Here is a 20,618-nt window from a genome sequence, read left to right as displayed (position 1 = left end):
GATCAGCGCGGAAGCGGAGATGAGCGGCTATGGAGCAGCTAACCACCCTGGAAGCCAGTTTCCTGGAGGCCGAAGACGCCGACCGGCACGTGAGTATGGCGATCGGCACACTGGCCGTCATCGACGGCCCGACACCGGACCGGCAGCAACTGATTGCGACGCTGTCCGAACGCATTCGCGGCGTGCCCCGGTTCACCCAGCTGGTGCACAAGCACGCCCTCGATTTGACGGCGCCGGGATGGGTTGACGACACCAATTTCGACATCGACCACCACGTGCGCTCGGTGGCTTTGCCGCCCCCGGGCGACGACTCCGCGTTGTTCCGCTTAATCGCCGATCTCATGGAGCGCAGACTGGATCGCGATCACCCCTTGTGGGAATGCTGGGTCATCGAGGGCCTGCCGGATGGGCGGTGGGCCATGCTGGTGAAGATTCACCACTGCCTGGCCGACGGGATCGCCGTCGTGCGGATTATCGCCAGTCTCGCCGACGCGGGAACTGGTGAGACATACGCCAGCGATATCCGGGCCGCCAAGGAACTGCCGTCGTCCATCGTTCTGACGGCAGGACTGAGTCGTGACCCGCGGACCTGGGCCGGCGGGCTGTGGCGCGCATCCGTGGCCACCACCAGTACAGCCGCGCACACCGCTATGGGGGCAACCGAATTCATCACCGGCCTGCTCGCACCAGCCTCCGGATCGTCGCTGCGCGGGTCGGTCAGCAACATGCGCCGTTACAGCGCAGCGCGGGTCTCGATGAAAGATGTCGAGACCGTACGCCAGGCCTTCGGCGTGACACTCAACGATGTGGCGCTTGCGGCGATCACGGACAGCTTCCGCACCGTGCTGATCCGCCGCGGCGAGAAACCGCGGCGCAACTCGCTGCGCACGATGATCCCGGTATCGATGCGTTCACCGAACACCATGGACTGCACCGATATTCGCGTGTCGGCGATGCTTTCGTCGCTGCCGGTCGAGGAACACGATCCGGTCAAGCGGCTGAAATCCGTGCACGCACGACTCGGCAGGCTCAAGGCAAGCGGCGAGCGACAAGCCGCGAAGGCCTTTGTCACACTGACCAATTACCTGCCGTTCGCATTGAATGCGTGGACGGTTCGGCTACTGACGCGCCTCCCACAGCGCAGCGTTGTCACGCTGGCCACCAATGTGCCCGGTCCTCGGCTGCGGCTCCAGGTCATGGGACATCCGGTCGAGCAGTTGCTGCCGATACCGCCCATCGCGCTGCAGCTGCGCACCGTGATCAGCATGCTCAGCTACGTCGATGAACTGGCGTTCGGCATCACCGCCGACTATGACGCCGCCCCGGACGTCGACGAACTCGCCCGCGGCATCGAACTCGGAGTTGCGCGCTTGGTCACCCGCGCCCTGTCTCGGAAACCGACGCACTCCAAGCAGAGCCGTCGGGCTTTCCCGATCGCCAACTAGTGTGGGCCGGCCCGAGACCGACAACAGGTGATCGTCTTCACGCACATCCAGGTGGTCCACCCCGGCGTCGCCTCAGTGGCGTTCTTCCGAAGGCAAATAACGTTTCTCCACCGCTTGCACGAGTTGGTGGCGGATGCGTTCCAAATCGGCAGCGCGACGGGCGTCTAGGTCGTCCTCCCAGGCCGCCACCCGCGCCGCGAGCTCATTATCGGCGATGGTGCCTTCCAGCCAGCGAGAGAAGTCACCCCGTTCGAGATGGTATTCGAGCGCCTGCTGGTCGAGACGTCTTAGCGCAACAGTGAAGTCATGCATCGTTGCGGCTGGAGCGATGGGTAGGCCATCAGTGGTGTGGAAGTAGAACCGCCGCTCCGCCGGGAGGCGGATATCAGCATATTTGTGGCGGTGCCGCACGTGCCTGGTTTCACGTTCCCCGAAGGTGAACTCGCGAGGTGGTCCCGAGCCGAATCGTATAGTGGCGCAACGTCGGAAGGCGAGGCCCGCCGCCGTGTCGGACCTCGTGAGCGCCAGCACCACGTCACTGCTGTCGATCTCGTGGGCGGGCAATGATGCCGGGGCGAATGAGCACAACACATAACCGCCGCGGCGTGCCCAATGGGCTTCCGCTCCGATGCCGAGGAGATGGGCCTCGTCGTAGATCACCCAGTGCGGGAATCCGTACTGTTCGCGGTGCGCCTCAGCGGTCGACCGCAGTCGACGCACGTAGTCGGTCTTGCCCGGCTCGGCCAATCCCGACAAATCCACCACCATGCCGGAGTTCGGACGCAGCGCGTCGACGAGCTCGGCCGGTTCCGGGAGGTGGTGGCCGACGTCGACGACCTGCACATGGCTGAGTTGCTGCAGCTGCAGGTGATCACCTTCGGGGTCGATGACCAGAACGCAGTAGCCGGCCGAGATCCATTGCTCTGCCATCAGGCCGACGAGATAGCTCTTTCCCGACGCGGCGGGTCCGGTAACCAGGATGCGTGCCTGACTCCCCGGCAACCTGGTAGGGGTTCCGTCATCGAATACGCCGATCTCAAGCCAGTGGCGCGACGGACACAAACGTTCTGCCCCAGAGAGATACGGGCCGGTCAGCAGTCCGGTGACACCGGCTCCGCCCGGCTCGTCCAGGACCACATCGGCAAATCGCCGAAGTGACGGGACCGCGTTTGCCACCGCGACACCGACCTCGGCGACAGCGAGTAACGACAAATCGTTCTCAGCGTCGCCCACCGCCACCGTGTTGTGTGGGGACAGATTCATCTTTTCCAAGATCGCGCTCAGCCCGGTTCCCTTGGTGATCCCTGCCGGCAGCACCATCAGGGCGGCCCGATTCCGTATCAACTGGTAGTCCATTCCCAGCTCACCGATCACCTCGGCGACATCCGCCCGGTGCTCACCGTCAACAGCCACCAACACCCGGCCCCGGCGGTACGGGATCCCCCGTTTGGCGAGCGCTTCATCAAGGTCTGGAGCCACCGGAGGTGCTAGCGCATGTGCCTGTCCGTCGAAAGAGACCACGGCGCCGTTCTCCAGTACCAGCGCATCGACGTGGCCGGCTAACTGTGGGAACTCGGCCCGCAATTCGGCCCCGATGCGGCCGGTGGCCACCACAATCGCCAGGCCGTCGCTTCGCGACTGGTCGATTGCCCGGACGGTATCTGGATCCAGGTTGCCGCTCGACGTGAGGGTGCCGTCGAGGTCGACTGCGACCACCTTGAAAAACGCCACAGCCTCGCCACCTGTATCCGCCGAATTGACGTCCGAATGCTTATGCCGGGATATCCGATCTACCGGCGTCCGATGCTCAACCTATGGCCCGTCGCACGCAATCCTCTAGGGCCGTTCGTCCTCGTTCCGCATCGGCCAGAGACGTTGCGATATCGGGCGCCGCGCGGTCAGCTGGTACCCAGGGCATATTCCAGCTCGGCCAGGCACTCCTCGGTCAACGGTAGGAATGTCTCGATATCGGGCACCACGTCGCGGCCCGCGGCGTAGCCGAATCCGACCCGATCGGCGTATGAGCACGTGGTGATGTTGAGTCCGTGACCGTCGTAGACCGTCGACACCGGATACATCTCCTCGATGCGGGCTCCGTTCCAATACATTTCGGCCACCGGGCCGCGAACGTGCGAAATCGGCAGGTTGTATCCGGTCCGGATTTTCGGCGTGAACGGCAGCAGCGGTCCGATTGCCGTCGCGGCGATGCTCCCGGCGTTCGTCAGCAGTGACGCGGCCGCTCCCCGTTTGGCCACCCAGTGCTTTCCCTCCGACATCGATCGATGAATCGCATTCAGTCGGGCCAGCGGATCATCCAGATTGGTGCCTAACGGGCACATCCAAAGTCCGAACCTGTTGCCATGCTCATCATTTGGTATTTCGCGCTCGCGGTCGCGCACCGTGATGGGGCAGGCGGCGACCAGCGACCGTTTGGGCAGTTCCCCGTGATCCCGCAACCAGCGCCGCACAACGCCGGCCGCCATCGCGGTGAGCACATCGTTGCCGGTCACGCCGGCCGCCTGCCGCACGGCTTGGATGCGATCCTTTGCCCAGCCGCCCGCGGCAACCGCGCGCTCGGGGCCCAGGCGGCCGTTGAACCGGGTGTAGGGCGCCCCCAGGGGCAGCGCGGTGGTGTGCCCGACCAGGGCGTCGAGCACGGTCGCCATTTCGCCGGTGGCCACCCGCCCGACCAGCCCCGCACCCGACGCCGCCGCACCGGCCAGCGACCGCAGCGGTGCGACCAGACGAGACACCAACCCGCCCGATTCCGGCGGCGCGGACTCAGGACGGCGATCGGCGTAAAACGGTGGCATCGACCGGCGGTTCGGATCGCTGCTCAGCGCGTCGGTGATCATCTGAAAACCCGCGACTCCGTCGGTCACGGTGTGATGCACCTTGATGTAGAAGGCGAAGCGGCCCCCGTCGAGGCCGTCGATCAGATACGACATCCACATCGGCCGGCGCCAGTCCAGGCGCAGGGCATCCAGCTCTCCGATCAGCCGCCAGAACCCGTCCTCGGACACCGTGCGACGCTGGCAATGTCGGCTCACATCAACGGGATCCATGTGCCGCCAAACCCACATGCCACCGGTGTCCACACCGCGGTGCGGATATTTGCGCAGCCTTGGATCGATCGAATCGTTCCCGGCGAGCGTCTCCCGATGCAGTTCGTCGAGGTAGTCGGGCCCGGCGTCGTCAGGAGGCGACAGGACCAGCACGGCACCGACGTGCATCGGGTTGGACACCCACTCCGCGGTCATCATCGCCGCGTCCAGCGGATCCAGCGGATTCATTTCCGACCTCCGCAGTCAGGCGGGGCGGTCGCGTTCGGTCACGGCCCCATTCAACAGGCCCGACTGCTGCAACGCCGCCTCGACGAACCGCTGTACCGGTCGTGCGCGGAAGAAGCCGGTATGACCGCCCCGGTACCACACGATTTCAGGTTTGCCCCAGTGTTCCCAGAGGCGGATCACCTGCTCGCGTGGATGCACCACCTGATCGGCTAAGCCGGCGTAGATGAAGCGGCCGGGCATGGGGACGAGCGGAGCAAGCGACAGGGGCGACGTCATCCGCCCGATGGGCTCGGCGAGTTCGATCGTCCGGCGGCGGGGATCGTCGGGGCCAAGCCCGGAGTGCCGGCTCAACAGTCCGACCAGGTCTGCGACCGGGACACCGAGGATCGCGCAGGTCAGCCCCGTTTCGAGGCTGGCGACCAACGCGGTGATGTAGCCGCCCAGTGACAGACCGTTCAACCCGATCTGCGATTCCGGCTCTTCCCGGCGTATCCACGACAACAACCGCCGGATGTCCCACACCGCCTGCGCGGTCGCATGCACGTCGTCGAGGACGTCCTCTCCCGGAAACACCGCGCCTTTCGGCAGGCCCCGGGCCCGGGGGCCGTGCATCGGGAGGACCGGCATGACAACGTTCAACCCGAGATCTTCGTGCAACCGCCAGGCCCGGAACAGGGCGAGATCCAAAGCGGCTCTGCCCATTTCAGTTCCGTGCACGCACACCAGCCAGGGCCGTGGTTGCGGATGCCGGAGCAACAGGGCGTACTCGCGGTTGTTTGCGGTGTAGCCCATCCATCGCTCTGCGCCCGGCTCACCTGGCCTGGGCAGGTATCCACTGTCGAAGACCATGCGATAGAAGGAACGCCTGCCCTTTTGGACCTTTCGCACCGTGACGTCCGAAAGCGGCGGCGGGGTACCGAAAAATCTCTTCGGATGATCGAGCCAGCCCCGATCGCCGTAGAACTTCAGCGCCGTGACCACCTCGCTCGTGATGCGCTCAAAATCCTCGGGGCGGCTGACCGGGCGTCGCGCCTTCAAACCCATCAGGACGACTTCGTCGCGAAACGCCTGCGCCGCCAGGGCCAGGGTGGGTCGCGCGATCGGAAGTTCGTCAGGCGCTTGGCCGAGATAGTCGCGCCACGACTCAGCGAGGTATCGACCGGTGCTCGTGAACGGTTTGACGGCGCTGCTCAAGCCGACGCCGCCGGGCGGGCTCGATGGCGAAGCGCCCGGGCGTCGGGAAGCGCCGTCGTTGGATACCGCCATGATGGCAAGTTAGCAGGCGCTCAGATCGGCGTGTTAGGGACTTACGGCCCGGTCGCAGCCGCGAAAGTCCTTGGTCGGCAAGCCGAGGGCAGACGCACCGGTCCGGGGCCATACGACCGGGCGCCAAGGGTCTTTCGTCACTCGCGCCGGTGCCCGGCCAGTCGTAACGTCGGAGCGGCACAAGCACCTCCAACGCCCCCTTGTCGAACTAGGAGTGGGATCATGACAGAGGCACCGCACACGACCGAGCCACGCTGGGCCGAACTCTCCGACGACGTGCTGGAATCGGTCGAAACCGGCCGTAAGCACGCCATCGAGGCGGTCCGCAAGTTCGTCGACCAGATCAGTCCGGTGCTCCCCGAGCAGTCCCGACGCAAGACCGTCGTCGACGCCGCCCTGGACCTGGCTGACGAGTTGGTCACCGCGCGCATCGAGTTCTTCCGGAGCGTGGTCCGAAGCGCCGGCCAGGCCGTAAGCAAGCACGACGAGTAACCGCGCCCTCGCGGTCTGCTCGGTCATTCGACGTCCGGCTCCCCAGAGAGCGCGAGGACGGCGTTTCGCGCGACACGCTGCAATTCGACTGCCGCGGTCCAATTTTCGCCCGAGGGTCTGATCGGCTCACCAACGGTGATGTCGATGGACCCGCGCCGCGGGAAATGGTGCTCTGGACGCAGTATGGTCCGGGTCCCACGAATCGCCACTGGGAGGACGGTCACTCCGGTTCGGGCGGCCACGACGAAGGCGCCCATATGGAACGGCCGCAAACCGGGGGCGCGGGCCAGGCGGCCCTCGGGAAAGATGACCAGTGACTGGCCGGCGCGCACCAGGCCGGCCAGCCGGTCGGTGTCCGCCACGCCGTGTTCGCGCTCGTGGCGTTCGACGAACTGGTGGCCCAGCCGCCGGAGCACGAATCCGTTAATCCCTTGATGCTCAAGCACTTCGGCGGCGACGAAGTGAAACCATTGCGGCATTACCGAGGCCAGCGCCAAGGGATCGATCCAGCTGGGGTGGTTGGCCACCGCGATGGACGCGCCTGAGGGAAGGTGGTCAAGGCCATGCACGGTGATCGCCGTACCCGTGAGACGAGCCAGCAGCCGGACCGCTCCCCGGGCCACCCGCCAGCGCCACCCCGCCCGTGGCAGCACCAGCAGCAAGACGGCAACCGACAACCCCAGGACCGCGTACACGGCCCACGCATAGCCGGCGAAGGCCACATCCCCCGCCGCGCTACGAGCGCGGCGCAGCGACGGCGCCGCGCCGCGGAGGCGGAGCCGTGCCAGTTCCCACCACAGCGCGCGCGGCCGCGCACCGATCTTGCCGGCCTGATAGATGGCCCGGCTGGCGGCCCGCCGGATCTTGCCGCTGGAGGTCTTCAGTACCGTGCGTGGTGGCGCCAGCACCACATCATCGGGCGCCACGCCGAGCAGATCGACTGTGGTGGCTGTGATTTCAGAGCGTAGCGCGGCACGTGCGTCGTCTCGGAGCGCTCGGGTCTCGGCCATGACGACAAGTCGCTCGGGGCCACCGGAGGGATTGGGAGAGGCGAACACCGCGACACAGCCCTTGCGGACACCCTTGATGTCGCCCACCGCTTCTTCCAGTTCAGCGGGGTGCAAGTTGCGTCCGGCCCGAATGATCATGTCCTTGATGCGGCCGGTCACGTAGACGTCGGCCTCGACCGTGTACCCGAGATCACCAGTGTCGAGCCAGCCGTCGTGAAACAGCGCGCGCGTCGCCGTCGGGTTGTTGAAGTAGCCCGCAGTTGCCGACGGACCGCGGAACTCAATGCGGCCTTCGCGGCGATCACCCAATTCGTTGCCGGCGGCGTCGACGATCCGGATTTCGTGCCCTGGCAAAGGTCGGCCGCAAGCGACGAATCGAAGGTCCCGCTCCCCGGGCTTGGCAGGCTCGGCATGTCCGGACCGTGCGAATGAGCCTCGGCGAATTCGGTCGATGACCGGACCGCGGCCCAGCGGGGGGAACGCCAGGCCCACCGACGACTCGGCCAGCCCATACACCGGCGTCATCGCCTCCCGGCGAAACCCGTACGGGGCAAAGCGATCACCGAACCGCTCGATGGTCGTAGCGCTCACCGGTTCGGCGCCGTTGTAGGCCAGACGCCAGCAACTGAGGTCGAGTCCCTCGATCTCGTCGTCACGGATTTTTGACAAGCAGAGTTCGTAGGCGAAGTTCGGGCCGGCCGACATGGTGGCACGGTTGGCATGGATCGCCCACAGCCATCGCGATGGGCGGATCAGGAACGCCTGCGGGCTCATCACCACCAGCGGGACACCGAAGTACATGCAACCCAACCACGCACCGATCAAACCCATGTCGTGATACAGCGGCAGCCAACTGACAAACGTGTCCGACCCGCTCGCCGCCGCGGCCCGACCCATCACGCGGATGTTGGCGAGCAGGTTGCTGTGCGTGAGCGCGACCCCTTTGGGTTGCCCGGTGCTGCCCGAGGTGTACTGCACCAGCGCGAGGTTCTCGGCCCGCGCCCGGGGAAGAGCTGGCGCTTCTTCGCCTGCGCGCGTGAGGATTTCGGGGACAACGACATGACGCAGACTTTCGACATTCGAACGCAGCAGGTGACCGAGGGTAACGGCCTCCGGCACCGTGACGAGCATCGTGGCGCGGGCGTTGCTGAGGATGCCGGTGGTGCGGCGCAGATGGTCCGCCAGCTGGGACGGGCGCGCCGGTGGGTAGACCGGGACGGGCACGGCACCAGCGAGGACCACACCGGCGAAGGTTACGAAATACGCCCGGCAGGTGGGCAACATGATGGCGACCGCTTCGCCCGGCATGACGTCGTGCGCTATCAGTCCGGCCGCCACTGCGGCCGCCTCCCGGTGCAGGGCGGCGTAGGTCATGTCGGTGCCGTTGAGAGCTTCGCCCGCATCGTCGAGGATGCGGATGTGGGTTCGGTCGGGGGTCGCATCGACGTGCCAGTTGAGCACGTCGTTCAGGGTCAGCGCGGACTCCGGCGTCGGAGCGGGCGGCGTGGTGGCGGGAAGTGAAACGACGCCACGGTCCTTCCGCACCGCGGGACGACCGTCAGCCAGGGCCGGATTGAGGGCCGCTACCAGGTCGCGGGGCGTCTCCGCACTGGCCAGGAGGTGGGGCGGCAACGCGACCCCGAACTTGTCCTGGACGCGCAGCAACAATTCCGCCAGCTCCAAGCTGCCGATGCCGAGGTTGTCGAACGGGCTGTCAAGCGTCACCGATGGTGACGCGGCCCGCGGGTGGACCTCTTCGACGAGGCCGCGCACTAAGGCCAGAAGCGGAGGAGCGCAGTCTTGTTTTGCCATCGGTCATGAAGCGGCCTGGGAACGCGCGCCCCGTTTTTGGAGGCGTTCCGCGAATGCAGCCACCCCGTCGGCTACCAGGCGGCTGTTGCCGTGGGGTTTCGGAGTGCAACCGATGAGCGGCTTCATGGCGCATCTCCTTCCCTGGCAAAGCAGGTCCCATGCTGGCGGCGCACCAGGCCATCCGGTAAGGGCGCAAAGCCACCAAAGTGCGGGGCATTCGTCACTTGCGGCCCCTAGTCGAGTGCATGGATCATCTGATGGGCCACCTGCCGGATCTGCTGATACACGCCGCGATCGAGGGGCAGATCACGGAAGCGCGGTATCTCGCCCGTCGTGGTGACCACGCCCGGCTCCTCGTGCTCCCAGCGTGCGTTCACCTTGTCGCCCAACGCGCGCGCGGGAGGATTGTCGGTCAGCACGCGGGCGTGAAACCGTTTGATGCCGTCGACGCGCGCCGCGACCGCCAGCGCGCCGAGCAGCAGGGTGCCGATCCCGCGACCCTGGTAGCCGTCCGCGACGGTGAGGGCAACCTCAGCCGAGACGGGGTCGTCTTGATCCCGGACGAAGCGAGCATCCGCGACGACCGGCCCCCCCGCGCCGTCGGTGACGACCCACACGAAGTGGTCGACATAGTCGACCTCGAACAGGTAGGTCAGGCGCGCATCGCTCGGAGTGCCACCTTGGTACCGCCGATACAGGGTCTCCCGGGAGAACGAACCGCTGCTCTTGAACCGTTCGGCGTCGCCGGGCAGGACGGGACGCAGCAATAGCGCCGCACCGTCCCTGGTGCACACCGGGATGGGGGCGATGTATGCGGCCAACCGCTGCCGCGCGGTACGCAGCATCCGGTCGGCGATGGCCGGCATGACCAGCATGCAGTCGAACGCGTCGCTGTATCCGATGTAGCCGCACACGTCCTCCCGCGCGGTCACCGTTGCCGTTCTGGTCGCGTGCCGCAGCAACGCGATCTCGCCGACGATCGTCGCTGACGACAGCTCGGTGGTCGTGACCCGGCCCTTCGGGCCGGCGTGACTCACCACGATCCGACCGGACGCGATGATCGCGAATGACTCCGCTTGTTCCCCCTGCCGCATCAGGACCTCGCCGGCGGTGGCATGCAGGGGCTCGAGCAGCGCGGCCAACCCAATAAGGTCCTCCACGCCAATATCGGCGAACACGGGCACCGCCGCCAGCTCCTCGGCGCTGACAACCTTCACGCCGGCCCACCCCGCAGCCCGAGACTCCGGCCCGAATCACGTCCCGATTGCGAATCCATTGCTAAAGCGGTCATCTCGCCAATTTCGTAATCCGGCACCCTCGAAACGAGTAACGTGGCGTGCATTGTCCCCCGATGTACGGTACGCGACCAACACCGCCATCGCCGGAGAAATAAGTGGGTGACCGCAGTGACAAAAGACCCTGTCGGCCTGGGACTTCGGCAGGCCGGAAGCGAGACCAAAGCCATTCGGTAGTCATGCTCTTGGCCTCTACGGCTGGGCCTTCGGGGCTGGTCGGATGGATCGTTAAGGCTAACGGGGAGGGAACATGAATACAGCGAAGTGGCGGCAGCATTGGCCACAGCGCAGGCAGGCGGCCACGATCTATCAGCTGACCGATCGTCTGCACGAGGGACATGTCGCCCGAGTGCCCGCCAATCAAATTCCCGCTACCGTGTCCGCCTGGTTGGCGGAGCTCGGTGCCCACAGCCCGTTGGTTGACGACCTCGAGCGCGCGCTTCAAGGCGGCGATTGGTCCGCGGCGCACGCGCTCGGTGAGTGCCTGTCCATCGAGATAGCCCTGGCCGACTGACGGCTGCCGCCCGGGCTGACCTGGCGCGCCGGGGACGTTTGCCGATCCCCACGGGACTTTCGTCTCTACCGCGTAGTTGCCGCGCTCCGCAGGATCGAGCGGTATATCGGTGCAACACGGCATCGGTATCCGTTCGGCAACAATGGATTCGCGACATGAAAGCACCACTGGCCTCAATGGAGAGGCCCAACTTCCACAAGATCGAGAACCGCGCGCCGTCGGTGGCACAGATGTTTGTCAACCGGGTCGCCGCTACCCCACACGCGGAGGCCTTTCGCTACCCGCTTGACGACACTTGGGCGAGCGTGACCTGGCAGCAAGTCGGCGAACGCGTGAACAATCTCGCGGCGGGGCTGATCTCGCTGGGCATCGCGCCCGAGGATCGGGTCGCGCTCGCTAGCGCGACACGCTACGAATGGGTGCTCGTCGATTTCGCGGTCATGTGCGCCGGCGCCGCCACCACCACCGTGTATCCGACGACGAACGCCACCGATGTCGCCTACATCGTCGCCAATTCCGGGAGCCGCGTGGTGGTCGCCGAGAACCAGACCCAGCTGGACAAGCTGCTCGAACACCGGGCCGAACTGCCCGACGTGAGCAAGGTCGTCCTCATCGACGGCAACGGCGACGGCGACTGGGTGATCTCCCTTGCCGATCTGGATCTGTTGGGCAAGCAGCTACTCGCGGACGCGCCCGAAGCCGTCAACGAGCGGGTCGCAGCCGTCGGCCCCGACCACCTGGCCAGCCTCATCTACACCTCCGGCACCACCGGGCGGCCCAAGGGCGTGCGACTGACGCACGGCGCGTGGACGTACACCGCCGCGGCCATCGATGCGCTGGACATCCTAGGCCCCGACGACCTGAACTTCCTCTGGCTGCCGCTGGCGCACGCGTTCGGCAAGGTGATGCTGGCATTGCCTTTGCAGATCGGCTTCCCCACCGCCATCGACGGCCGCGTCGAGCGGATCATCGACAATCTCGCGGCCCTTCGGCCGACCATCATGGGTGCGGCACCGCGCATCTTCGAGAAGGCGCACGCCCGCATCCAGGACATGGCCGCCGAACGGGGCAGGCTCACGAAAATGATGTTCGACTGGGCGATCGGGGTCGGCATCAAGGTGTCGGAAGCCCGGCAAGCCGGCAAGAAGCCCTCGTTGGCGTCGTCGCTGGCCTACAAGGTGGCCGACCGGCTCGTGTTCTCCACGATTCGGGAGCGGTTCGGCGGCCGCCTGCGGTTCTTCGTTTCCGCCGCGGCCGCCCTGGACCGCGACGTCGCGCAGTGGTTCGATGCGGTGGGGATCATCGTGCTCGAGGGCTACGGGCTGACCGAAACCGCAGCCGCATCGTTCATCAACCGCCCCAACGCTTATCGGTTCGGGACGGTCGGCTGGCCGTTCCCGGCCACCGATGTGAAGATCGCCGACGACGGCGAGGTCCTGCTCAAAGGGCCGGGCCTGATGACCGCCTACCACGACCTGCCGGACGCCACCGCCGAGGCGCTCGACGGGGACGGGTGGTTCCACACCGGCGACATCGGGGAAGTCGATCCCGACGGATTCCTGCGGATCACCGACCGCAAGAAGGACATGTTCAAGACCTCGCAGGGCAAATACGTCGCGCCGTCAGCGATCGATGCGCGATTCAAAGGCCGTTGCCCGTACGTGAGCGAGATGGTGGTCTATGGGGAGGGCAAGCCATACTGCGTCGCTCTGGTCAGCCTCGACACCGACGCGATCACCGACTGGGCCAACAAGAACGGCCTGGCCGGCAAGTCGTTCGAAGAGATAGCGCGCGACGACAAGACACAACAGCTGATCGCCGGATACATCGACGCGTTGAACACCGAACTCAATCGCTGGGAGCAGATCAAGAAGTTCACGATCGCCGACCGCGAATTCACCGTCGAGTCGGGCGACATGACGCCGAGCATGAAACTCAAGCGCAAGGTGGTCGTCGAGAAGTTCGCGGACCGCCTCCAGGCCCTCTACGAGCGGTGACGACCCGACGCTGTCCCGGGACCTAAGACCCCCATCTTGGGGCTAATGACTCTCGTGGAGCCACGTCCATCCTTCATACGGTTGGCCAATATCGGCACACGCAACAGTGGAGAGGGATGCGGCATGCAATCAGATCGCCTCAGGTGGCTGGTCAAAGCGAAAGGCCCGTTCGCCTCGGTATATTTCGACGACTCGCACGACACCCTGGACGCCGCCGAGCAGCTGGAAGCGAAATGGACCGGTATCCGTCAGCATCTGCAAGACATGGGCGCTGGTGAGGAAATTGTCGGCCTGCTTGAGAAAGCCGTGCTGCACCAACGACCGCCCGTTGGGCGGCGCGGCCGCGTGGTGATCGCGACCGCCGAACAGGTACTGATCAACGAGCATCTGATCAGCCCGCCGCCGGCCACGGTGATTCGGGTGTCGGAGTATCCATACCTCGTGCCGTTGATCGACTCGGAAGTGCGGCGACCCCCCTACGTGGTCGCCGCGATTGACCGCACCGGGGCGGACATCAGCTTGTATCGAGGCGATGCCGTCAGCTCCGAAAGCGTTGACGGCGGCGGCTATCCGGTCCACAAGCCGTCCACTGCCGGCTGGAACGGCTACGGCGACTTTCAGCACACGACCGAGGAAGCCATCCGAATGAACTGCCGTGCGGTCGCCGACGAACTCACGCGCCTGGTGGACGAAGCGGATCCCGAAGTGGTGTTCCTGTGCGGGGAAGTGCGTTCGCTTACGGATCTGGTTGCCGAACTGCCCGAGCGGGTCGCCGAACGGGTGTGGCAGTTGCATGCCGGGACTCGCAAGAGCCATTGCGACGAAGAACAGTTGAGCCAGTTGACGGGCGAGGAGTTCGCTCGGCGTCGTGGCATCGAGATGTCCGCCCTTGCCCAACGATTCGAAGCGGAGATCGGCCGCGGATCGGGGCGGGCGGCCGAAGGCCTTGCCGAAGTCTGCGCAGCACTGCGCGACGGCAACGTCGACACGCTGATCATCGGCGAGCTGGGCGATGCCACTGTGGTCACCGGCTCGGCGCTGACCACGATCGCGGCCGACGCGGATGCGCTGTCCGAACTCGGCGAACCGGTGGGCCGCGTGGCACGGGCCGATGAGGCGTTGCCGTTCAACGCAATCGCGGTGGGCGCCTCGTTGGCCCGGACGGGCCAGCTGATCGCACCCGCAAACGGTGTGGGCGCACTGCTGCGGTATGCCGCGGGCGAGCGGGCTGGCCGTCGCGGCGCGTAGGCACAACACGCTTGGGCTGCAGCAAAACACGAGGTTTTCAGCGGCGGTCCCGGACAGGGGGTGCCGGGACCGCCGCGTCTTCAATTGGCCTACCGGTGCTCAGCTTGCCGGTGCGATTTGCCCGTAGTGTCCGTCGTAGCGGTGATACAACACGCTGCCACGGTCCCGGGCGGTGTCCACGAAGAACAGGAACGGCAGGCCCAGCAACCCGATCCGCTCGATGGCCTGCTCGACGCTCAGCCGCGGAGCCGGCTGCGGACTGATGGTCAACGGCAACTGGAACGGCGCCAGCTCGTCCGCGGCAGCCGGATTGGCCTGTGCCAGCCGGTATTCGGTTGGCCCTCCGCGATATAGCACGCTGTCCTGCCGGGTGCCCTCCTCGGTGAAGAGGTGAAAGTCGTAGTCGAGCAATTCCATCTCCTGCGCGGCCTGTTCGACCGTACAGGTCGGCAGGCTGTACGACTTGTGCCGCATGATCCGGCGTTCGCTTTCCGGTCGTGGGAAGTACTTCGGCCGGTGCGTCGGCTCGGTTTCGTGCCGCCATTCATGCGGGCCGCGACGGGGCATGCCGCCTCGTTTGGCTTCCCAGTGTTCGGCGGCGCGCTCCAGTTGGCGACGCAGTCGCGCCTCGAGCCGATCGATCGCTTCCCGCGCGGTGACGCCTTCGACCTGCGCACGCACCGGCCGGCCGTTGACGTCGAGGTTTGCCTGCGCGATCACCCGGCGAGCCACCGCGGGATCGCCGTGCTCGCCCAACTTGACATGGGCGTGCAACACCGGTTCGTGGGTAAGGTGGCCGAGCTCGCCGATCTTTGTGCGCGCGTAGTCCTCGGCACCGGGTAGCTGCCCGTGCGTCGTTACCTGGACGTCGAGGGCAGCCGGTAAATCGGGTCGTTGTCTCATCGTGGCTCTCGTAGTTGGTTGTTGTCGCTCAGTGGTGCAGACCCGTGACGGGTTCGTGCGTACTGGCCTGAATATCGGTGGATGTCGCAGCAAACAGCTGATTCGCCAGATCGGACAGCGCGCGGGCTATTGCGAGCTCGTCGCCGATCGTGGCAACGGGCGGGTCGGCTGGGTCGAGTCGCGCCAAGCCAACGCCGACCAGAGTCTTGCCGGCCCAGGACAGTCGTGCCTTCGCCCGCGTCTTTTCGTCACGCTCTTCGAGCAGCACGTCGATGTGGCATTCCTTGGTGCCGTCGTCACTTTTCGTCATCACCAGATGCGACCATTTCGCCCGGGGACCGCAGTAGGGGCGGAAGTCCCGAATCCCGAGGTCGTTCGTCGGCCGAGCCGCCGGGCCGGGCCGGCGCGTTGAAAATCGCCAGCAAATGGGTGGATGCCTACGAAGAAAGCGTCGAACTTAATCGACATTATTGCTGGGCTTAATCAACAGTTTCGTTCGCGTATATCGAGGTGCCCAACAGTAACGGGCGTGTCCAACCTCCCGACACAGACCAACTACCCGCATGCCTCGCGGGGTCGCCGGTCGTCGCCGCACTCGGGCGATGACCGCGAACAGGCGATACTGGCCACCGCCGAGCGCCTGCTGCAGGAACGGCCGCTTGCCGACTTTTCCGTGGACGATCTAGCAAAAGGCGCGGGGATTTCGCGACCCACCTTCTACTTCTATTTCCGATCGAAGAACGCGGTGTTGCTGTCGTTGCTCGACCAGATGAACGGCAAGGCGCATGCGGCTCTCAGGACGCTCGGCGGCATATCGTCCGGCGACCCCGCGGAGCTGTGGAGGGCGCGCATCGAGGCGTTCTTCGAGGTGTCGGGCTCTCACCCGGCGGTCGCCGTGGCCGGCGCCTCGGCGAAGGCGACCAATCCCGAGGTGCGGCAGTTGTGGTCCACGCTCATGCAGAGGTGGATCTCGCTGACCACCGCGGCCATCAAAGCGGAGCGCGGTCGGGGCGCCGCCCCCGACACCGTCCCGGCGGAGCAGCTGTCGGTCGCGCTCAACATGCTGAGCGAGCGGGTGATGGCCGCGACGTTCACCGCCGAGGACGAGGCGATGCCGGAGGACCGGGCGGTCGACACGCTGCTCCACATCTGGCTGGCCAGCATTTACCAGCGCTGAGCGAGCGTCCGCCGGGCGCGGTCCAGGCTCTCGTCGATCAGCCGATCCACCGCACCGATGTAGGTTGCCGACGGTGACTTCCCCGCCAGGTCGGCGACCGCTTCTTGTTCCCCTAAAACATCTGCCGCATTGAGGTTTTCGGACATCCGCTCGGTGTGCACCCTCAGCCCCACCAGCAGCTCGCCGCACTGGGATCCGGCGACGACGGTGCGCCGGGCCAACGTGCGCAGGGCATCCCATTCGGCGTGCCAGGCGCCGTCGGGCCGCTCGTCGTTGGCCAGCGCCGCGGCGGTGTGCAGTATCGCCGCGAGCTGCGGTGCGGAAAGTGCGGCCCGGCGAATGAGGATGGACAACACCGGGTTTCGTTTGTGCGGCATCGACGACGAACCGCCGCGGTTCTCGCCGTCCGGCTCGCTCAGTTCGCCGACCTCCGGGCGGGCGAGCGTGACGATGTCCGAGGCGATCCGGCCCCAAGAGTCGGTGCAGCCGACGAATGCGTCGGCGGCCGCCGTGACCGGTGTCCGCGTCGTGTGCCAGGGCGATCGGACGCCCAAACCCAAAGCCGCTGCCACGCTTTGCACCAGGCCGGTGGAGACCTCGGCGGGGTCGGCGGCGCCGGTGAGCAGCGCCGCAAGCTCCGTGGTGGCGGCCAAAGTCCCGGCGGCACCACCGATCTGGATGGGTACGCGCAGCGCGGACATCCCCTCGAAGGCATCGACGGCGCCGTTCAACCAGCCGGCCGCCTTCGCGCCGAAAGTGGTAGGCGCGGCATGCTGGGTGAGGGTGCGCGCGACCATGGGCGTCCGGCGGTGCAGTGTGGCGAGCTCGGTCAGCGTCGATATCTGCTCCGCAAGCTGCGCTACCAGGTCCCCGACCACGCCGCGCACGCCGAGCATCAGGCCGGTGTCCAGGACGTCCTGGCTGGTGAGTCCCCGATGGATCCACGGCGCTACGGCCGGCGCGGCCCGGTGCCGCAGCAGGCCGACGAGGCCGATGACCGGGTTGCCGCCGTCCTCGGCGGTTGCCGCCAAGGACTCACAGTCGTTGCCGTCCAACAGTTTCGCCAGGTCCACGTCGGCGCAGTCGGCCGGAGCCAGGCCGGCGGCGGACAGGGCCTCCAGCCAGGCGGATTCCACCGCGACCATCGATTCCAACAGCGCCCGATCCGTCATGTGCTCTCCGGCCCGATGATCGCCGGGCCACAACAGGTTGGTCATCGCCCACCGTCCCGGTATGCCAGGAACACGGTCTCGCGCGGGCCCTGCAGGTGGATATCGAAACGGTATCCCCGGCAACCACTTTCGGCGTCGCACAGCATGGTGGAACGCCGCTCGGCATCGAGGCTCGCCAGCAGCGGATCGGCGCGCAGGTCGCCGCCGGGCAGGTAGGCGCGGGTGAACAGCCGGTCCAGCAGGCCCCGCGCGAACACGGTGAGGGCGAAGAACGGCGGCCGCCCGGCGCTCGCCGAACCGGGTGCCACGGTGGTGAAGGCGTAACGACCGGCGGCGTCGGTCGCCGACCGGCCCCATCCGGTGAACGTCACGGCATCGCGGTGCCGCGAACCGGCCCGGCGCGGGATGCGGCCGCTGCCATCGGGTTGCCACAGCTCGACCAGGGCGTCCGGGACGCCGTCGCCGGCGCCGTCGTAGACCGTGCCGTGTAGTCGGACGGCGTGCGGATTGCCATCGCCGACCAGGGCGCTGTCTCCGGGATACGGCAACCCGAGGTCGAGGAATGGCCCGACCGTTTGCCCTGGGGTGCAAGCCCATTCAGTCATCGGCGCCCTCGATCGGAGTTCGGGCGCGACCGGTCAGCACGATGTCCCACCGGTACCCGGTCGCATACTCCGGCTCGGTGAGGTCGTGGTCGTAGCGGGCGATCAGCCGTCGGCGGGCGGCGGGATCGAGAACCGACTGAAAGATCGGATCCAGGTCGAACATCGGGTCGCCCGGGAAGTACATCTGGGTGACCAGGCGCTGCGGGAAAGCGGTCCCGAAGATGGAGAAGTGGATGTGCGCCGGGCGCCACGCGTTGTGGTGATTGCGCCACGGATACGGGCCGGGCTTGATGGTCAGGAAGCGGTACGAGCCGTCCGGCCCGGTCAGACACCGGCCGGCGCCGGTGAAGTTGGGGTCGAGCGGAGCCGGGTGCTGGTCGCGCTGGTGGCGGTAGCGCCCGCCGGCGTTAGCTTGCCAGATCTCGATCAGCTGACCCGCCACCGGTTTACCGGATCCGTCGACCACCCGCCCGGCGACGATGACGCGTTCCCCGAGGGGTTGGCCGGGATGGCCGACCGTCAGGTCAGCCTCGAGCGGGTCGACGTCCTGGTGGCCGAAGCACGGCGCCCAGCGTTCGACCTCCTCCGGATCGACCGGCACCAGGGGTTGTTTGGGATGGCGGAGGATGGTGCCGCGGTAGGGCGGGTAGTCGAGCCGGGGCTGGGCTTCCCGACCCTGGTATTCGGCTGCGATGGCGGCGATCTCGGCCGAGATGTCACCCTGAGACGCGAGACACTCGGGGTTCATGAGGCGTGACGCTACTCTCGATGGCCCGGCGAACCCCGGAAGTCGGCGGTGTCGGCGGAGTTATAGAGAGCGGACCAGGGCCGCCCGCCCCTTGGTGCGCATCTTGTACAGGGCGGACCCACGGTATTGCTCCATTTTCGCGGCCATCTTGTCGCCCAGTTCCTCGAGCTCCGCGTCGGTGATCTTCACCTCGGGAGGAGCCGGAATCATGTCGCGCTCCTCTTCGTCGGCGTGGGCCTCCAGCACGGTCCTGAAGGAGTTCCATTCGTCCTCATATCCCGGCGCACTTTGCGGGGTCCTGAGCAGCACGGAAAGCTGGTCGACCACCTGGCGGTGCTCCGCGTGGGCGACCGCGATCAGCTTGGTGGCGTCTTTGAGGGCCGGGTAGTACAGGTCGTCCTCGATGCGGAAGTGAATATCGAGCTCGATCAGCATGTCGTCGAAAAGAGCATGCCGCTCTTCGCTATTCACCGGCGCCTCGCTGACCTTGCGGCCCAGCCCCTTGATCACGATGTGGTGTTCTTTCAGCACGTCGTAGGCGTTCACTTGGCTTTCCCTTCTCCGATGCCCACCGCTGCACCGAGCGCGGGCTCGGGTTCGCCTCGAACTTCGACCATTCCGTCGACCAACCTCGCCTGGTAACACGGCAGCGGGGCCGCCGCGGGGCCGCGCATGACGTCTCCCGACTCGGCCGCGAACCATGAACCGTGCCAAGGGCATACGAGCCGGCCCCGGTCGACCCAGCCGTCGGACATGGGAGCCGCCAAGTGCGGACACAACTCCCCGAACGCCGCGACCTCCCCGGGCTTGGTCTGACACACCACCAGGCCCACCCCGTCGACCTCGACGCGCACCGGCTTTCCGTTCAGCGAGCTCGCGGGCAGCACGGGCGTCCATTCCGTGGTGCGCAGCCGCGCGCCCGATTGGTCGATGCCGATCCCGGACTCGAACACCAGCGCCCCACCGAGGTAGCTGCCCGCGACGGTGATGCCGTAACCCAGTGCGGTGAGGGCGATGCCGCGACCATGGCGGCCTCGGCGGCGATCCCACCAGGACCGCGCGTAGAGCGCGGTGGCGACCAGGTTCACCAGGCCGTGCACGGCGCCGACCCGGCGGTCGGATTCATGCGTGTGCTGCCAATCGGTGACGCCGGTGACGGCGGACCCGATGCCGGCCAGGATGCCCACCCCGAGGGCGCGGGACGCGAACTTCGACGCATCGCGCACTTCGGTGGCGGGCCGGCCCGGCAGTAGGCTGAGGGCGTCCAACGCGACGGTGGTGCCCAGCGCACCGCTCGTCAGCGACGCCAGCGGCGGGTGAACCGGGTGGCCGAGCCACACTCCGTGCAGCGCGTTGCTGACGGTGTTGCGAGCGCCGCCCAGGCCGTTATAGGCAAAGCTCAACAGATGTTCGAACCGATAGCTCGGCCGATCCAGCCACTCTTGACGCCCGATAGCGGACACCACTCGCGATCCAAGATTCTGCAATCGACCATCCAGTGATCGAGCAGCCATCGCACCAGTCCTTCCTCAGACACGTCTTCAAACCGGGCAAACGCACGCAAAATCACCATATTTGCCCTTTGATTACCGCACGCTCACATGCGCAACAGAGCTGACGCCACCAACCTAACGCGGCCTC

Annotated in this window: 18 protein-coding genes; 6 read left to right on the top strand and 12 right to left on the bottom strand. The window is 66.5% G+C overall.

The features are described 5' to 3' along the window. Positions 1–29: 29 nt before the first annotated feature. The gene (locus AWC17_RS17180) at positions 30–1,445 is read left to right on the top strand and encodes a WS/DGAT/MGAT family O-acyltransferase (protein ID WP_046184926.1); all 1,416 of its coding nucleotides are present in this window, start codon (positions 30–32) and stop codon (positions 1,443–1,445) included. Positions 1,446–1,517: 72 nt separating this feature from the next. Here AWC17_RS17180 and AWC17_RS17175 read toward each other — a convergent pair whose 3' ends face one another. The 3 genes from AWC17_RS17175 to AWC17_RS17165 all read right to left on the bottom strand — a co-directional run bounded on the left by AWC17_RS17175 (position 1,518) and on the right by AWC17_RS17165 (position 6,004). Continuing rightward, positions 1,518–3,176 carry an HAD family hydrolase gene (locus tag AWC17_RS17175; RefSeq protein ID WP_046184925.1) on the bottom strand — a complete coding sequence of 553 codons (1,659 nt, stop codon included), beginning with the start codon at positions 3,174–3,176 and terminating at the stop codon, positions 1,518–1,520. A gap of 167 nt (positions 3,177–3,343) precedes the next feature. Then, positions 3,344–4,738: a wax ester/triacylglycerol synthase family O-acyltransferase gene (locus AWC17_RS17170; protein ID WP_047323537.1), complete on the bottom strand. Its 1,395-nt coding sequence runs from the start codon at positions 4,736–4,738 to the stop codon at positions 3,344–3,346. 15 nt (positions 4,739–4,753) lie between these two features. Beyond that, entirely contained in the window at positions 4,754–6,004 is a 1,251-nt protein-coding gene (locus tag AWC17_RS17165; protein WP_046186976.1) for an alpha/beta hydrolase family protein, read from the bottom strand. 222 nt (positions 6,005–6,226) lie between these two features. Here AWC17_RS17165 and AWC17_RS17160 point away from each other — a divergent pair, with 222 nt between their 5' ends. Further along, on the top strand, positions 6,227–6,496 hold the full coding sequence (locus tag AWC17_RS17160; protein WP_046186977.1) for a hypothetical protein: 270 nt from the start codon (positions 6,227–6,229) through the stop codon (positions 6,494–6,496). Between the two features lie 23 nt (positions 6,497–6,519). Here the strand turns inward: AWC17_RS17160 and AWC17_RS17155 are convergent, their stop codons facing one another. Both AWC17_RS17155 and AWC17_RS17150 read right to left on the bottom strand, forming a co-directional pair. Next, positions 6,520–9,231, bottom strand: coding sequence for an AMP-binding protein (locus tag AWC17_RS17155; protein ID WP_231614233.1), 2,712 nt, complete (start codon positions 9,229–9,231; stop codon positions 6,520–6,522). Positions 9,232–9,551: 320 nt separating this feature from the next. Then, positions 9,552–10,535 carry a GNAT family N-acetyltransferase gene (locus tag AWC17_RS17150; RefSeq protein ID WP_046184263.1) on the bottom strand — a complete coding sequence of 328 codons (984 nt, stop codon included), beginning with the start codon at positions 10,533–10,535 and terminating at the stop codon, positions 9,552–9,554. A 328-nt stretch (positions 10,536–10,863) separates the two neighbouring features. Here AWC17_RS17150 and AWC17_RS17145 point away from each other — a divergent pair, with 328 nt between their 5' ends. The 3 genes from AWC17_RS17145 (at position 10,864) to AWC17_RS17135 (ending at position 14,372) form a co-directional block, all read left to right on the top strand. Then, the gene (locus AWC17_RS17145; RefSeq protein ID WP_046184262.1) at positions 10,864–11,127 is read left to right on the top strand and encodes a hypothetical protein; all 264 of its coding nucleotides are present in this window, start codon (positions 10,864–10,866) and stop codon (positions 11,125–11,127) included. Positions 11,128–11,282: 155 nt separating this feature from the next. Then, positions 11,283–13,124, top strand: coding sequence for an AMP-dependent synthetase/ligase (locus tag AWC17_RS17140; protein WP_046184261.1), 1,842 nt, complete (start codon positions 11,283–11,285; stop codon positions 13,122–13,124). A 123-nt stretch (positions 13,125–13,247) separates the two neighbouring features. After that, positions 13,248–14,372 (top strand): Rv2629 family ribosome hibernation factor, encoded by a 1,125-nt coding sequence (locus AWC17_RS17135; protein ID WP_046184260.1) that lies wholly within the window; start codon positions 13,248–13,250, stop codon positions 14,370–14,372. 99 nt (positions 14,373–14,471) lie between these two features. Here the strand turns inward: AWC17_RS17135 and AWC17_RS17130 are convergent, their stop codons facing one another. Together AWC17_RS17130 and AWC17_RS17125 are read right to left on the bottom strand one after the other, a co-directional pair. Beyond that, on the bottom strand, positions 14,472–15,275 hold the full coding sequence (locus AWC17_RS17130; protein ID WP_046184259.1) for a ribosome hibernation promotion factor: 804 nt from the start codon (positions 15,273–15,275) through the stop codon (positions 14,472–14,474). 28 nt (positions 15,276–15,303) lie between these two features. Further along, a complete protein-coding gene (locus AWC17_RS17125) occupies positions 15,304–15,585 on the bottom strand; it encodes a DUF1876 domain-containing protein (RefSeq protein WP_046184258.1) in 282 nt (93 codons plus the stop codon). Positions 15,586–15,804: 219 nt separating this feature from the next. Here AWC17_RS17125 and AWC17_RS17120 point away from each other — a divergent pair, with 219 nt between their 5' ends. After that, entirely contained in the window at positions 15,805–16,452 is a 648-nt protein-coding gene (locus AWC17_RS17120) for a TetR/AcrR family transcriptional regulator (protein WP_046184257.1), read from the top strand. Here AWC17_RS17120 and AWC17_RS17115 read toward each other — a convergent pair. The 5 genes from AWC17_RS17115 to AWC17_RS17095 are packed head-to-tail and all read right to left on the bottom strand — an operon-like array spanning position 16,440 to position 20,491. After that, entirely contained in the window at positions 16,440–17,669 is a 1,230-nt protein-coding gene (locus AWC17_RS17115) for a lyase family protein (RefSeq protein ID WP_046184256.1), read from the bottom strand. The genes AWC17_RS17120 and AWC17_RS17115 overlap by 13 nt on opposite strands. Further along, complete coding sequence (gene pcaG / locus AWC17_RS17110; protein ID WP_046184255.1) at positions 17,666–18,229, bottom strand: protocatechuate 3,4-dioxygenase subunit alpha; 564 nt, start codon at positions 18,227–18,229, stop codon at positions 17,666–17,668. The genes AWC17_RS17115 and pcaG overlap by 4 nt, the downstream gene beginning before the upstream one ends. Further along, entirely contained in the window at positions 18,222–18,977 is a 756-nt protein-coding gene (gene pcaH, locus AWC17_RS17105; protein WP_046184254.1) for a protocatechuate 3,4-dioxygenase subunit beta, read from the bottom strand. The genes pcaG and pcaH overlap by 8 nt, the downstream gene beginning before the upstream one ends. A 60-nt stretch (positions 18,978–19,037) precedes the next feature. Next, positions 19,038–19,523, bottom strand: a complete 486-nt coding sequence (locus AWC17_RS17100; RefSeq protein WP_046184253.1) for a hemerythrin domain-containing protein — start codon at positions 19,521–19,523, stop codon at positions 19,038–19,040. Then, positions 19,520–20,491 carry a Rieske (2Fe-2S) protein gene (locus AWC17_RS17095; RefSeq protein ID WP_046184252.1) on the bottom strand — a complete coding sequence of 324 codons (972 nt, stop codon included), beginning with the start codon at positions 20,489–20,491 and terminating at the stop codon, positions 19,520–19,522. Before AWC17_RS17095 ends, AWC17_RS17100 begins: the two co-directional genes overlap by 4 nt. Between the last annotated feature and the right edge of the window lie 127 nt (positions 20,492–20,618).

This window comes from Mycobacterium nebraskense (genome assembly GCF_002102255.1).
Taxonomy (GTDB): Bacteria; Actinomycetota; Actinomycetes; order Mycobacteriales; family Mycobacteriaceae; genus Mycobacterium; species Mycobacterium nebraskense.
This window is presented reverse-complemented; position numbering and strand designations above follow the sequence as displayed.

Coding starts and splice junctions, on each gene's coding strand:
- pcaH (WP_046184254.1), bottom strand. CDS start 18,977: ATGAACCCCGAGTGTCTCGCGTCTCAGGGTGACATCTCGGCCGAGATC.
- AWC17_RS17180 (WP_046184926.1), top strand. CDS start 30: ATGGAGCAGCTAACCACCCTGGAAGCCAGTTTCCTGGAGGCCGAAGAC.
- AWC17_RS17115 (WP_046184256.1), bottom strand. CDS start 17,669: ATGACCAACCTGTTGTGGCCCGGCGATCATCGGGCCGGAGAGCACATG.
- AWC17_RS17145 (WP_046184262.1), top strand. CDS start 10,864: ATGAATACAGCGAAGTGGCGGCAGCATTGGCCACAGCGCAGGCAGGCG.
- pcaG (WP_046184255.1), bottom strand. CDS start 18,229: ATGACTGAATGGGCTTGCACCCCAGGGCAAACGGTCGGGCCATTCCTC.
- AWC17_RS17140 (WP_046184261.1), top strand. CDS start 11,283: ATGAAAGCACCACTGGCCTCAATGGAGAGGCCCAACTTCCACAAGATC.
- AWC17_RS17170 (WP_047323537.1), bottom strand. CDS start 4,738: ATGAATCCGCTGGATCCGCTGGACGCGGCGATGATGACCGCGGAGTGG.
- AWC17_RS17165 (WP_046186976.1), bottom strand. CDS start 6,004: ATGGCGGTATCCAACGACGGCGCTTCCCGACGCCCGGGCGCTTCGCCA.
- AWC17_RS17160 (WP_046186977.1), top strand. CDS start 6,227: ATGACAGAGGCACCGCACACGACCGAGCCACGCTGGGCCGAACTCTCC.
- AWC17_RS17095 (WP_046184252.1), bottom strand. CDS start 20,491: ATGGCTGCTCGATCACTGGATGGTCGATTGCAGAATCTTGGATCGCGA.
- AWC17_RS17130 (WP_046184259.1), bottom strand. CDS start 15,275: ATGAGACAACGACCCGATTTACCGGCTGCCCTCGACGTCCAGGTAACG.
- AWC17_RS17125 (WP_046184258.1), bottom strand. CDS start 15,585: ATGACGAAAAGTGACGACGGCACCAAGGAATGCCACATCGACGTGCTG.
- AWC17_RS17135 (WP_046184260.1), top strand. CDS start 13,248: ATGCAATCAGATCGCCTCAGGTGGCTGGTCAAAGCGAAAGGCCCGTTC.